This is a genomic window from Streptomyces sp. NPDC051578, assembly GCF_044454045.1.
GTDB lineage: Bacteria > Actinomycetota > Actinomycetes > Streptomycetales > Streptomycetaceae > Streptomyces.
Genome location: NZ_JBITDH010000001.1, coordinates 930,413 through 943,365, shown reverse-complemented (window position 1 = coordinate 943,365; position 12,953 = coordinate 930,413). Strand labels below are relative to the sequence as shown.

The following is a 12,953-nucleotide window of genomic DNA, read 5'->3' as shown; positions in this document are numbered from 1 at the left end:
CATGACAGACACCGCCACCGCCACCACCACCCGGAACCATGGCCTGGTCGTCCTCGACATGGCCGGCACCACCGTCTCCGACGGCGGTCTCGTCGAGCGCGCCTTCGAGCGCGCCGCCGAACGCCTCGGCGTCGAGCCGGGCAGCGCCGACCACGCCGCCAAGCTCCAGTACGTCCGCGACACCATGGGCGAGTCGAAGATCTCCGTCTTCCGGCACCTCTTCGGTACGGAGGACCTCGCCCGGCGCGCCAACGCGGCTTTCGAGGAGGCGTACGGGGAACTCGTCGACGGCGGCCTCATCGCCCCGGTCCCCGGCGCCCGCGAGGCCATCGGGAAGCTGCGCGCCGAGGGCCGCACCGTCGTACTGACCACCGGCTTCGCCCGCGTCACCCAGGACGCCATCCTCGACGCACTCGGCTGGCGCGACCTCGCCGACCTCACCCTCTGCCCGGCCGACGCCGGCGGCCGCGGCCGCCCCTACCCCGACATGGTGCTGGCGGCCTTCCTGCGGACGGGCGCGGTGGCCGACGTACGGGACGCCGTGGTCGTGGGCGACACCGCGTACGACATGCTCAGCGGTGTCCGCGCGGGCGCGGGGATCGTGGCCGGCGTCCTCACCGGCGCCCACGGCCGTGAGGCGCTCACCGCCAACGGCGCGACCCACGTCCTCGCCTCCGTCGCCGAACTGCCCGCCCTGCTGGTGGAGTCGGCGTGAGCGGCATCCGCTTCGACTCGGTCTCGGTCGCCTACCACGGCACGACCGTCCTGGACCGGCTCGACCCCACCGTCGAGCCGGGCGAGGTGATGGCGCTGCTCGGCCCCTCCGGCTCGGTGGCCGACTCCGACGAGTGGGACGACAAGAGCGAGTGGGACGACACGAGCGAGTGGGACGACACGAGCGAGTGGACGACAGGAGCCACACCGGCTCCTTCGACTCCACGCTGATCACCCCCAAGTGGCCGGTCAGCGGCGGCGCGAGCGGTTCCACGGTGAACCTCGGCCACCAGACGCACTACCGCCACGAGGCCGGCCAGAGCGCCCAAGTCCTGGTCTCCTACAACGGCGGTACGCCGACGGTCGTCACGAGCTACACGGCCGACGCCGTCGCCAGGAGCGAGTCCCTCACCCTCCGGGTCCCGGCCGGGGCCACCGACGTACAGGTCCGCTTCCGCTACAGCGGCGCCCACAACTGGTACTGGACCGTCGACAACGTCACACTCGGCTGACGCCGACCCCCCCTTCCTGCCCTCCCCGTCCGGGCCGTGGACGCCCCCCGCGCCCACGGCCCGCGCCGGATAGGGTGGTACGGACCGGAGGCCCCGGAGGTCACAGACCCGGAGGTCACAGGCCCCGCAGAGCGGAGAACAGTCCCGTGGCAGAGCGCAAGCCGATCGAATCCTGGCTCACCGACATGGACGGCGTCCTGATCCACGAGGGAACCCCGATCCCCGGCGCCGACACCTTCATCAAGCGGCTGCGCGAATCCGGCAAGCCCTTCCTGGTCCTGACCAACAACTCCATCTACACCCCGCGCGACCTGCACGCCCGCCTCAACCGGATGGGTCTGCACGTTCCCGTCGAGAACATCTGGACTTCGGCGCTCGCGACCGCCAAGTTCCTCGACGACCAGCGCCCGGGCGGCACGGCGTACGTCATCGGCGAGGCCGGCCTGACGACCGCCTTGCACGACATCGGCTACATCCTCACCGACCACGAGCCCGACTACGTGGTCCTCGGCGAGACCCGCACGTACAGCTTCGAGGCGATGACCAAGGCCGTTCGCCTGATCAACGGCGGCGCCCGCTTCATCTGCACCAACCCGGACGAGACCGGCCCCTCCATCGAGGGCCCGCTGCCCGCCACCGGCGCCGTCGCCGCGCTGATCACCAAGGCGACCGGCAAGCAGCCGTACTTCGCGGGCAAGCCCAACCCGCTGATGATGCGGACCGGCCTGAACGCGATCGGCGCGCACTCCGAGAGCAGCGCGATGATCGGCGACCGGATGGACACCGACGTACTGGCCGGCCTTGAGGCGGGCATGCAGACCTTCCTCGTCCTGACCGGCCTCACCGCGATCGAGGACACCGAGAAGTTCCCCTACCGCCCCACCAAGACGGTCGACTCCATCGCCGACCTGATCGACCTGGTGTAAACCGATCCCGTGCGGTCCGGGGGCGGCTCCGCCGTGCCCTCCCCGGCGGCGGTCCCTTGGTGCGTACGGCTGACTCGTACGGTCCAAGGGTGCGCCGCTCCGGATGCGGAGCGGCGCGCCGCGCGTGAATCTCCTTGTTGAGGAGGTTCACCATGCGCAGTGCTCTGATCGCTCTCCGTGCCGCCGGTGCGGCCGTCGCCCTGACGGCCCTCACCGCCGTGACCGCGCCCGCCGCCGTCGCCGAGGACTGGGGCCGCAGTGGCGTCTCGGTCAGGCCGGACCCCGCCGAGCCCGGCGACCTGGTCAAGCTGGAGGTGCGGGGCTGCGAGGGAGGCTGGGCGTCCGCCAGGTCCTCCGTCTTCGTCTCCGAGGTCCACTTGTCCTCCGGCCACGAGGACCGCCACGCCCTGTGGGGCGACGCGCTCATCGCCCCGCACGCCCAGGCCGGCTCGCACGAGATCAACGTCAAGTGCGACGGGCGGGACGGCCGGGTCAGCGGCTCGATCCGGATCCGCGAGCGGAGCCACCACCCCGACCCGCACCACTCGCCCGTCTGGCCGGTCCACGCGGGCGGCGGCGCGATGGCCGCCGACGTGGCGGCCAGGACGACGGAGCTGGCGGCCGCGCCCGCGAAGAAGGACCACGGCGGCGACGGCCCCGGGCTGCCCCAGACGCTGATCGGCGCCGCCCTCGCCGCCGTGGCCACCCTGGCCGTGGCGGGCAGGGCGCTGGCGCTGCGGCGCCGTCGCAGCGGCGAGTGAGGGCCCGCCGGTGAACGAGGGGCCCAGCGGCTCCGCCGGCTCCCGACTGCTGACGTTCGCCGCGTGGACGGTGCTGGTGCTCGGGCTGTGGCTGTGGGGGCGGGAGATCACCGGAGTCCCCGTACCGCCCGGGGGGCAGGCCGGTGGCGCCGGGGCGGCGGTCCCCGGTCTGCCCCTCGCGCACTCCCCGCTGGCGGCGGCCCCGCCGGCGCGGCTCGACGTACCGTCCCTGGGCATCCAGGCGCCGGTGATCTCGCGCGGCCTCGACCGCGAGGGGGCGATCGAGCCGCCACCGTACGAGAACCCGGGCACGGTCGGCTGGTGGAGCGCCGGCACCCAGCCGGGCCGGCCCGGCACCGCCCTGCTGGTCGGCCACGTGGACACGCGCACGAAGCCGGCCGTGTTCTACGGGCTGAGCACGGTACAGCGGGGCGACAAGGTGGGGGTGGTGCGGGCGGACGGGTCGGTGGCCGAGTTCACGATCGAGGACGTACGGGTCTACGAGCGCGCGGGCTTCGACCCGCAGAAGGCGTACGGCCCCAAGGTGGCGGGCCGCGCCGAGCTGCGGCTGGTGACCTGCGGCGGGACGTACGACAAGAAGGCCAAGGAGTACTCGGCGAACGTGGTGGTCGCCGCCTACCTGACGGGCGTGAAGGCAGGGCCGGGTACGGCCGTGTGAGGGGTGCCGTCCGCGCGAGTCCCGGGGCGCGGCGCGGGTCGGGGCGCCGCGCCGGTGGGGCCGCCGCGCGGGCCGGAACGAAGAAACCCCCGCAGCTTTCGCTGCGGGGGTTTCTCCTGTCTGTGCGCCGCCAGGGACTCGAACCCCGGACCCGCTGATTAAGAGTCAGCTGCTCTAACCAACTGAGCTAGCGGCGCCTGCTGACAGGGAAAACTCTACCCCACCTGCGGGGGTGCTCAGGACCAGCCGCGCCCGTGCTGTCCGATTAACCCATGTTTGGGGGGTTTGTCGTGCACGATATGTCTGGGCCGAGCCGAATCTGATGCCCCGCCAGATGCGTGCCCGGCCGGACGAGTGGACGAGCAAGGGGAGTGGACGGAACGCATGACGACGCAGCCTCCGGTGCATGTGCAGTCGGCGCCACCGATGCCGATGCCGATGCCGGTCTTCGAGGAGTACGAGCCCGCGGGCGACTGCGGCTGCCTGGGCTGCGTGCACCGGCGCCGCACCCTCGCGCGCGGCCGGGCCACAGCCCTGCGGGACGGCGCACCCCCGGGCGCGCGCGGCGCCCGGCGCGCGCTGGTGGTGGCCACCGCGGCGGGTGTGGTGCTGAGCGGTGGCGGCCCTACCGCCCTGGCGGCGGCCCGCCCGGCGCCTAGCCCGGTCCCGGTGGCCCCGACGCCGCCGAGGCCGGTCCCTGCGACGCCGACGCCGCCGAGGCCGTCGGCGGACGGGCCCGGGTCCCCGCAGGGCGGACCGGCGCCGCTGCACGGGCCGAAGGGATCCCCCGCCAAGCCGCCGGGCCGGCCGGGCGCGCCCGCGACGGTGAGGCGGATCGACCGCTCGACGATCATCAACCGGGCGAAGGTGTGGCTGGAGGAGCAGGTCCCGTACAGCATGTCCGACTACTGGTCGGACGGCTACCGGCAGGACTGCTCGGGCTTCGTCTCGATGGCCTGGAACCTCGGCACGAACGAATGGACCGGCAGCCTCGACAAGTTCGCCAAGAAGATCACCAAGGAGGAGCTGCTGCCGGGGGACATGCTCCTCTTCCACAACCCCTCCGACCCCAACAACGGCTCGCACGTCACCCTCTTCGGCGGCTGGGTCGACGAGACGCGCACGAGCTACATCGCCTACGAGCAGACCCGCCCGACGACGCGCAAGCTGGCTACGCCGTACGGGTACTGGAACAACGCGACGAAGTACCTCCCGTACCGCTACACCGGGGTGACCGGCGGACTACTGCCCGACGGGCCGGGGAACGACCCGAAGCCCGCCGCCCCGTCCGCCTTCCCCGGGGCGAAGATGTTCGGGCCGGGCGCGGACAACGAGTACGTGGCGCGGTTGGGCCGGATGCTGATCGACCGGGGCGGGCGGCGGTTCTACCCCAAGGGGCCGAGCACGAAGTGGAGCGAGTCGGACCGGCTGGCCACGCAGGCCTTCCAGAAGGCCCAGGGCTGGACGGGCGCGGAAGCCGACGGCATTCCGGGGGCGCACACGTGGCGGCTGCTGGTGCAGGGCCAGGGCAACGACATCGTCCCGACGCCGGAAGCCGCCCCGGGCCCCGGCGGCCACCCCGCGCACCCGGTGCCGGGGGGCCCGGGGGGCGGTGTGCCCGCTTACCCGGGGCCGGGGGCCTTCCGGCCGGGGCAGTCCGGCCCCGCCGTCGCCGCGCTCGGCCGGCAGCTGATGGCCAAGGGGTTCGGCACGTACTACACGTCCGGCCCGGGCTCCGTATGGGGCGAGGCCGACCGGCGCAACGTAGAGGCGTTCCAGCGCGCGCAGGGCTGGCGCGGGGCGTTGGCCAACGGCTATCCGGGCCCGGAAACCTGGCGCCGGCTGTTCGCATGACGGAGGCAACGATGTACCCCACGCGCACCACGACCACGACGGGCACGTTCCGCGTCCCCGCGGCGAAGCGGCCGCCCGCCGATTCCGGCTGCCCCCCTCGCCCGGGCCGCTGGACCACCCACCGCCCGACGCCGACGGCAGCCCCGGCCCCGGTCGGGGCGGTGCCCCCGACCGCAGCTCCGGTCCCGGTCGGGGCGGCGAACCCGGCGGGAGCTCCGGCCCCGGTGGCTGCTTCGGTCCCGGCCATGGCCGCGGCCCCGGGTGACTGCCCGGCCCCGAGCCCGTCTCTGGCCGGGGCGGCGACCTCGGCGGCTTCGCTGCCGGGCGGGACCCCGAGCGCGATCTCAACCCCGGGCGGATACCCGGGCGTGGGCCCGTCGCCAGCCCGGGCGGCGAACCCGGCGGGAGCTCCGGCCCCGGGCATGGCGGTGGCTCCGACCGGGACCCAGGCCCCGGTTGCGGGCGGGATCACGACGCCGGACGCGGCTGCTGCCCAGCCACTGACGCCGGCCGCGGGGGACTACCCGGGCGTGAGCCCGTCCCCTTCCCGGACGGCGACCTCGGCAGGAGCTTCGGTCCCGGGCGCGGGCTTGACGCCGGGGGTGCACACGACCTCGGCTTGGGCGGCATCTCCGGCCCGGGCGGCCGCTTCGGCGGTGGCTTCGGTCCCGAGCGCGGGGCAGGCCTCGGGCGCGGTCTCGACGGCGACCCCGGCCCGGACGGGAACTTCGGCTCCGCTGTGGCCCGCTCCACCGGCCCGGACCGAGGCGCCGGCTGTGGCACGGACGGAGGAACGGGCCCCGAAGCCGGCTGAAAGCCCGGGCCTGATCCCTGCCCGGGCGACGGCCCCGGCGGGGACTCCGTCTCCGTCCCCGGCCCCGGGCACTGCTTCGGCGCCGATCCCGGCCCGCACGGACGTCCCGACCGTCGCGGACCGGACAGTGACCTCGTCCCCGGCGGTGGTTCCGTCTCGGACCCCGGCCCGTGCGGAGACGCCGGTGGTGGCCCCGGTCCAGGACCTGGGCCCGGCTCCGATCCAGACGGCCTCGGCCCCGATGACTCCGCCCGAGCCCCCGGCCCGTGTGGCGGCCTTGGGCGGGACTGCAGTTCCCGCCCCGGGGTCGGGTGAACGTACGGGCATGAGCTCGGCCCCCGCCGCCGCTCCGGTCTGGCCCGCACCTCCGGCCTGGAGGGAAGCCCCGGACTCGACTCCGGCCGCGGCCCTGAGCGCCTCTTCTGCCGGGGCGACTGCCCCGGCCCCGGCGGTGGCTTCGACGACGACTCCGCCTCAGTTCGCGCCGTCCACCGCTCCGGACCGGATGGGGACACCGGCCTCGGCAGCGGCAGAGCACATGGGCGTGTCCGTGGAGTGGAGCGCGTCCTCTGCCCGGAGGGAGGCGTCGGCCGGGCCCGCGAACTCGGCCCGGGAGCCGGGCTCGTCGTCTGCCGGGGCGCCCGCCTCGGCGGTGGCTCCGGTCCAGTTCTCGTCTGCCGGCGCAGCATCGGCGGCGCCGTCGGCCCCGGCTTCGGCCCCGGCTTCGGCCCCGAGCTGGCCCGCATCTTCGGGCCGGACGGCGCCGTCGGCTGCGGCCGAGCCCGTGCGTCCGTCCGTGGAGCGGAACGCGTCCGCCGCCCAGGGGGCTGGTTCGGGCGGCACGGCGGCGGTTCCGGCGTGGCCCGCATCTGCCCGGAGGGAGGCGTCGGCCGGGCCCGTGAACTCGGCCCGGGAGCCCGGCTCGTCGTCTGTCGGGGCGCCCGCCTCGGCGGTGGGTTCGGCGCAGTTCCCGGCCGCCGCGCCCGCCTCGGCAGCGTCGGCAGCCCGGACGGGGTGGTCCGCTTCTGCGGACCAGGCGACCTCGGCTGCGGCTGCGCCTGTGAGTCCGTCCGTGGAGCGGAGCGCGTCCTCTGCGTCGGGGGCTGGTTCGGGCGGCACGGCGGCGGTTCCGGCGTGGCCCGCCTCTGCCCGGAGGGAGGCGCCGGCCAGGCCCCTGAGCCCGCCTCGGGAGTGGGACGTGTCGCCCGCCGAAGCGGCTGCCCCGACGGTGGCTTCGGCCCGGGCCGAGGCACCGGCCGGGCCCGCATCCCAGGCCCGGGCCGAGGTGTCGGCAGCGGCCTCGGCTTCGCGTCAGGCCCCTGCTCCCGCCCCGGGTCGGCCCGCAACTTCGGGCCGGACGGTGGCACAGGCGGGGGATGCCGCCCTGAGCCCGTCCCAGCCGGGCCCGTCGTCGGGCGGGGCGTCCGGCCCGGCGGTGGCTTCGGCTCAGGTTCCGGCGCCGAGCAGCGCTCCGGCGGTGCCTTCGGGCCGGATGGAGGCGTCGGCCGTGTCCGCCTCTCCGGCTAGGGGGGAAGAGCAGGACGCGGCCTCGGCACCGCACCCCGCCCTGGCCCCGACCGGGGTACCGGTTGGGGAGGCGGCCCCGGCGGTGGTTCCGGCTCGCTCCTCGGCTGGGGAGGTCGCCCCGGCGGTGGCTTCGCCCCACGCCCCGGCGGCGGAGGCGGCCCCGGCGGTGGCGCCGCACCTCGCCCCGGCCTCGACCGGGGTACCGGTTGCGGAGTCGGTCTCGTCGGTGCCTTCGCCCCAGGCCCCCGTTGGGGAGGCGGCCCCGGCGGTGGTTCCGGCTCGCTCCTCGGCTGGGGAGGTCGCCCCGGCGGTGGCTTCGCCCCACGCCCCGGCGGCGGAGGCGGCCCCGGCGGTGGCTTCGGCTCGGGTCTCGGCACCCGCCCCCGCTTCCGGGCAGGACTCGGCGGCTGCGGTGCCTGCCGCAGGGCGGCACGAGGACGCGGCGTCGCAGGCCGATACCGCCCACGAGCGGCACGATCGGTCCGGGGGAGTCGAGGGCGCGCGCGGCCCGGAGGCCGGAGAGGCGAGGGCGCATCCGGAAGGGATTCCCGCCGCGCGGGGACAGGCGGAGGGCAGGGCGTACCGGGCCGCCGGGCAGCGGCAGAGGTCCGTCGTCGACCTCGTGGCCCGGGCCGTCGCGCGGGTGATCGACCCCGGGGTCAAGGAGGCCCGCGACCCCGCCCCCGAGCCCGCCCCCGAGCCCGCCCCCGCCCCCGCCCCAGAACCCGCCCGCGGAACGGCCGTCACCGAGGTCCCCGTACACCTGCCGTTCCTCGGCCACGCCCGCCCCGCCCTCCCGGCCCCGCACCCGCGCCGGCAGCCCCCCGCGCCCCCGGCCGCCAAGCCGGCCCCCGCCGGCCGCCGCGTCCCCCGCGGCGACGACGGCCTCCGCGAGCACCGCGGTCCCGTCCTGCCGGGCTGGTGCGCCGTCGGCATCGGCGCCCTCGCCCTCACCGGCTGCGCTGCCGTGCTCTGGCGGGCCGGCGCCACCCCCGACCTCCTCGCCGTGGCCTTCGGTGTGCCCCCCCGCGCCTACCACGGGCTGCCCGCCACCTCCTGGCCCCCGCTTGCCTTCCTCGGCATCGTGGCCCTGCTCGCCCTCGGCGGACTCGGCCGCGCCAAGGCGGGCCACGCCTGGGTGCTGACCCTCTTCGGCCGCTACCGCGGCACCGTCCGGCGGACCGGCCTCACCTGGGTCAGCCCGCTCCTGCTCCGCCGTCGCGTCGACGTACGGCTGCGCCACTGGCGCAGCGAGCCGATGCCCGCCGTCGACGCCGGCGGCCTCGCCCTCCAGGTCGTCGTCCAGGTGGTCTGGCAGGTCAAGGACACCGCCCGGGCCACCCTCGCCGTGGCGGACCACACTGCGTACCTCGCCGAACAGGTGGAATCGGCCATGGCCCGGGTCCTGTCCCAGCTCCCCGCCGACGCCTTCCACGAGGACGCCCCCACCCTGCGCGACGCCGAGGCGGTCGGCGACGCGCTGACGCGGATGGTGGCGGCCGAGACCGAGGCCGTCGGGATCGAGGTGTTCTCCGCCCAGCCCACCCGCATCGAGTACGCCCCCGAGGTCGCCGAGGCGATGCGCCGCCGCCGTGTCGCGGCGATCGACGCCAAGCACCGGGACACCGTCCTGAGTTCGGTCGTGGACGCCGTCGACGACACCGTGCACCGGCTCACCTCGCGCGGGATCGTCGAGCTGGACGACTACGAGCGCAAGGCCCTCGTGAAGGACCTGACCGTCGCCTTCTACACCGGGCGGTCCGACCAATAGCGACAGGGGACGCCAATGCGGAACGGGTGGCCGGTCACGACCGGACCACCCGTTCCCCCTTTGGTATGGACATGGCCAACTCCCGTCAATAATCTGGAACTTGGTCTAGACCTGCACCCTGCGATCCGATCGGCCCGAACGCGATCCCCACCGCGTGCGCACGCTCTCCCGCCTGACTCCCCCCACGTCCAAGGAGCATCATGCGTCTCCTCCGCATGCCCAAACGGTCCGCCGCCGCGCTCGGTCTCGGCGTCCTGGCCACCGTCACCCTCGCCGGCGCCCCCACCGCCAGCGGTCACGGCTACACCGACACCCCCATCAGCCGCCAGAAGCTGTGCGCCAACAAGGCCGTCCCCGACTGCGGCCCCATCCAGTGGGAGCCGCAGAGCGTCGAGGGCTACAAGGGCTTCCCGGCCGCCGGCCCCGCCGACGGCCAGATCTGCTCCGGCGGCCACAGCGAGTTCGCCCAGCTCGACGACCCGCGCGGCGGCACCTGGCCCGCGACGAACGTGACCAGCGGCCAGAGCTACTCCTTCCGCTGGCAGTTCACCGCCAACCACTCCACCACCGACTTCAAGTACTACGTCACCAAGAACGGCTGGGACCCGAAGAAGCCCCTCACCCGGGCCTCGCTCGACCCCCAGCCCTTCCTCACCGTCGCCTACAACGGCGCCCGCCCCGCCATGACCACCGTCCACCAGGGCACCATGCCGAGCGGGAAGACCGGCCGCCACATGATCCTGGCGGTCTGGACGGTCAACGACACCCCGATGGCCTTCTACGCCTGCTCTGACGTTCAATTCTGACGCAGCGTCAGCTAATCTCCGGCGGCATGCGGACGACACCCGAAACCGTCGCGGAGCTCATAGCGCGCCAATGGGGCGACCACCGGCCCGGGCTGAGGTACGAGAGCACCGTCCTCACCCACCACCAGAGCGCCCAGCAGGCCGCCGCGCGCGCCGCGCTGCTCGTCGACCTCCTGCCGCCGGGGGCGGAGCCGCACATCGGGGTGCTGCTCGACAACACCCCGGAGTTCACCCTCTGGCTCGGCGCGGCGGCCCTCGCGGGGGCCGCCGTCGCCGGGATCAACCCGACCCGGCGGGGCCCCGAGCTGGCCCGCGACATCCTGCACACCGACTGCCGGATCCTGGTCACCGAGCCCGCCCACGTCCCGCTGCTGCGTGGCCTCGACCTGCCCGGCGTACGGATCCTCGTGACCGGGAGCGAGGAGTACGCCGCCCTCCTCGCCCCCTTCGTCGGCGCAACCCCCGGCGAGGCGGTCCTCGGCGGCGGCCCGGGCCCCGGATCCCGCCTCCTCCTCTACTTCACCTCCGGCTCCACCGGCGCCCCCAAGGCGGCCGTGTGCAGCCAGGGCCGCCTGGCCGCCGCCGGAGCCTCCCTGGCCCGCACCTTCCGGGTCACCCCGGACGACGTGCACTACATCTGCATGCCGCTCTTCCACGGCAACGCGGTCATCGCCGACTGGCTGCCCGCCCTCGCCGGCGGTGCCTCGGTCGCGCTGCGCCGCCGGTTTTCGGCCACCGCGTTCCTGGACGACGTACGGGCCCACGGGGCGACGTACTTCACCTACGTCGGCCGGGCCGTCCAGTACCTCCTCGCCACCGAGCCCCGCCCCGACGACCGCGACCACACCCTGCGCCTGGGCTTCGGCACCGAGGCCGGCGCGGTCGACGCGGCCCGCTTCGCCGAGCGGTTCGGGGTCCGGCTGGTGGAGGGCTACGGTGCGACCGAGGGCGGCGCCTCCGTCCAGCGGACCCCCGGCACCCCCGCGGGCGCACTGGGCCGGGCCGCGCCCGGGGACGACCTCGCCGTCATCGACCCGGAGACGGGCAAGGAGTGCCCCCCGGCCCGACTGGACGGGCAGGGCCGCCTCTTGAACGGGGAGGAGGCCATAGGCGAGCTGGTCAACCGGGGCCGCAGCCTCTTCGAGGGCTACTGGCGCAACCCGGAAGCGGAGGCGGCCCGCACCCGCGAAGGCTGGTACTGGACCGGGGACCTCTTCTTCCGTGACCTGCAGGGGTTCCTCTACTTCGCGGGCCGTACCGACGACCGGCTGCGGGTCGACAGCGAGAACCTGGCGGCGGCGGTGATCGAGAACATCCTCGCCCGCTGGTCCGAGGCCTCGGCGGCCGCCGTGTACGCGGTCCCGGACGAGGTGGCGGGGGACCAGGTGATGGCCGCCGTGGCCCTGCGCGAGGGCGCGGCCTTCGACCCGCGCGCGTTCGAGGCCTTCCTCGCCGCCCAGCCCGACCTCGGTACGAAGATGGCCCCGCGGTACGTCCGCGTCCTCGACGCGCTGCCGGTGACGGCGACGAACAAGATCCACCGGGTGGCCCTGCGCCGGGCGGGTTTCCTCGTCCCCGAACCGGTCTGGTGGCGCCCGCCCGGTGCCGAAGGCTACCGTCGCCTGGACGAGAAGGGCCTGCGCACGCTGCTGGCGGCGTACGAGAACCAGGGCCGCCGGGACCTCCTGGACCGCTGAGGCAACCGACCGGGACGGACACCCGTCTTGAACGCCAAAGGGGGCAAGGGGGGTGGTGCGATGAAGGCGAAGACGACGACGGCCGCGGTCGGCCGGACGGTGGCGGCCGGGGCGCTGTGCGCGCTGCTCGCAGCATGCGGCACGCGCGTGGCGGGTACCGCCCCGCCCTCCGCCGCCCCGGCCCCGCCGACCTGCGCGCCGAACCTCCCGACCGAGGAGGAGACGGGGACCACCCCGAACGTCCCGACCGAGGAGGAGACGGGGACCACCCCGAACGTCCCGACCGAAGAGGAGACGGGGACCACCCCGAACGTCCCCACCGAAGAGGAGACGGGCGGTCCGCCGAACCCGCCGACCGACCAGGATGACGGGACCCCCGGGCCGCCCACCGACGGCGGCCCCGCCTGCCAGGTGGTCGACGGCTGGTACGACATGACCCGCGACTTCAACGAGTACTACGCCCGCCACCGCGCCGACGAGGACACCTTCATGCCCGCGGGCAGCGTCAGCCGGGTAAGGATCCGCAAGACGGCCCACAACACCGAGGCCTGGATCACCTTCTCCACCCGGGCGGTCGGCAAGGGCGAGGGCGAGGACGCCCGCAGGGTCGCCGCGGTCTTCGGTGCCTGGCGCCGGGAGGTCTTCGGCGACCGGGGCACGGTCGGGGTGCGGACCGAGCGCGAGGTCAAGGTCACCACGACCTGGTGATCGCCGTCGTGATCACCGCTGTCCTTCTCGGTCAGCCGTGATCACCGGCGGCACCGGTATTGGTTTTGAGCACCCCACGGGACCAGGTAGTATTTTCTCTGTCAGGCGCCGCTAGCTCAGTTGGTTAGAGCAGCTGACTCTTAATCAGCGGGTCCGGGGTTCGAGTCCCTGGCGGCGCACCTGT

General features: G+C 74.9%; 11 protein-coding genes, 2 tRNA genes and 1 pseudogene. 12 read left to right on the top strand and 2 right to left on the bottom strand.

The window, feature by feature from the left end:
* Position 1 precedes the first annotated feature (1 nt).
* From ACIA6C_RS04225 to ACIA6C_RS04200, 6 genes and pseudogenes are all read left to right on the top strand, one after another.
* Positions 2-715 carry a phosphonatase-like hydrolase gene (locus ACIA6C_RS04225; RefSeq protein WP_399272799.1) on the top strand — a complete coding sequence of 238 codons (714 nt, stop codon included), beginning with the start codon at positions 2-4 and terminating at the stop codon, positions 713-715.
* A pseudogene (locus ACIA6C_RS04220) lies at positions 712-831 on the top strand (2-aminoethylphosphonate ABC transport system ATP-binding subunit PhnT); the annotation flags it as partial. The gene ACIA6C_RS04225 and the pseudogene ACIA6C_RS04220, both read left to right, overlap by 4 nt.
* 71 nt (positions 832-902) lie before the next feature.
* Complete coding sequence (locus ACIA6C_RS04215; RefSeq protein ID WP_399272797.1) at positions 903-1,226, top strand: hypothetical protein; 324 nt, start codon at positions 903-905, stop codon at positions 1,224-1,226.
* A gap of 146 nt (positions 1,227-1,372) precedes the next feature.
* Positions 1,373-2,152 (top strand): HAD-IIA family hydrolase, encoded by a 780-nt coding sequence (locus tag ACIA6C_RS04210; protein ID WP_361137687.1) that lies wholly within the window; start codon positions 1,373-1,375, stop codon positions 2,150-2,152.
* A 152-nt stretch (positions 2,153-2,304) separates the two neighbouring features.
* Positions 2,305-2,913, top strand: coding sequence for a hypothetical protein (locus ACIA6C_RS04205; RefSeq protein WP_399272795.1), 609 nt, complete (start codon positions 2,305-2,307; stop codon positions 2,911-2,913).
* A gap of 10 nt (positions 2,914-2,923) precedes the next feature.
* Positions 2,924-3,592, top strand: a complete 669-nt coding sequence (locus ACIA6C_RS04200; protein ID WP_399272793.1) for a class F sortase — start codon at positions 2,924-2,926, stop codon at positions 3,590-3,592.
* A 123-nt stretch (positions 3,593-3,715) separates the two neighbouring features.
* On the opposite strand, the gene ACIA6C_RS04195 is transcribed toward ACIA6C_RS04200, so the two are convergent.
* A tRNA-Lys gene (locus tag ACIA6C_RS04195) sits at positions 3,716-3,789 on the bottom strand.
* Positions 3,790-4,024: 235 nt separating this feature from the next.
* Between ACIA6C_RS04195 and ACIA6C_RS04190 the strand changes: the two genes are divergently transcribed.
* Positions 4,025-5,446, top strand: coding sequence for a peptidoglycan-binding protein (locus ACIA6C_RS04190; protein WP_399274467.1), 1,422 nt, complete (start codon positions 4,025-4,027; stop codon positions 5,444-5,446).
* 1,288 nt (positions 5,447-6,734) lie between these two features.
* Here the strand turns inward: ACIA6C_RS04190 and ACIA6C_RS04185 are convergent.
* Positions 6,735-7,379, bottom strand: a complete 645-nt coding sequence (locus ACIA6C_RS04185; RefSeq protein WP_399272791.1) for a hypothetical protein — start codon at positions 7,377-7,379, stop codon at positions 6,735-6,737.
* A gap of 820 nt (positions 7,380-8,199) precedes the next feature.
* On the opposite strand from ACIA6C_RS04185, the gene ACIA6C_RS04180 reads away from it, so the two are divergent.
* The 5 genes from ACIA6C_RS04180 (at position 8,200) to ACIA6C_RS04160 (ending at position 12,948) form a co-directional block, all read left to right on the top strand.
* Positions 8,200-9,558, top strand: coding sequence for an SPFH domain-containing protein (locus ACIA6C_RS04180; protein WP_399272789.1), 1,359 nt, complete (start codon positions 8,200-8,202; stop codon positions 9,556-9,558).
* A gap of 200 nt (positions 9,559-9,758) precedes the next feature.
* Positions 9,759-10,364 carry a lytic polysaccharide monooxygenase auxiliary activity family 9 protein gene (locus ACIA6C_RS04175; RefSeq protein ID WP_361137682.1) on the top strand — a complete coding sequence of 202 codons (606 nt, stop codon included), beginning with the start codon at positions 9,759-9,761 and terminating at the stop codon, positions 10,362-10,364.
* Between the two features lie 26 nt (positions 10,365-10,390).
* Positions 10,391-12,061: an AMP-binding protein gene (locus tag ACIA6C_RS04170; protein ID WP_399272787.1), complete on the top strand. Its 1,671-nt coding sequence runs from the start codon at positions 10,391-10,393 to the stop codon at positions 12,059-12,061.
* 60 nt (positions 12,062-12,121) lie between these two features.
* A complete protein-coding gene (locus ACIA6C_RS04165) occupies positions 12,122-12,769 on the top strand; it encodes a hypothetical protein (RefSeq protein WP_399272785.1) in 648 nt (215 codons plus the stop codon).
* A 105-nt stretch (positions 12,770-12,874) separates the two neighbouring features.
* Positions 12,875-12,948: transfer RNA gene (locus ACIA6C_RS04160), tRNA-Lys, on the top strand.
* Positions 12,949-12,953 lie beyond the last annotated feature (5 nt).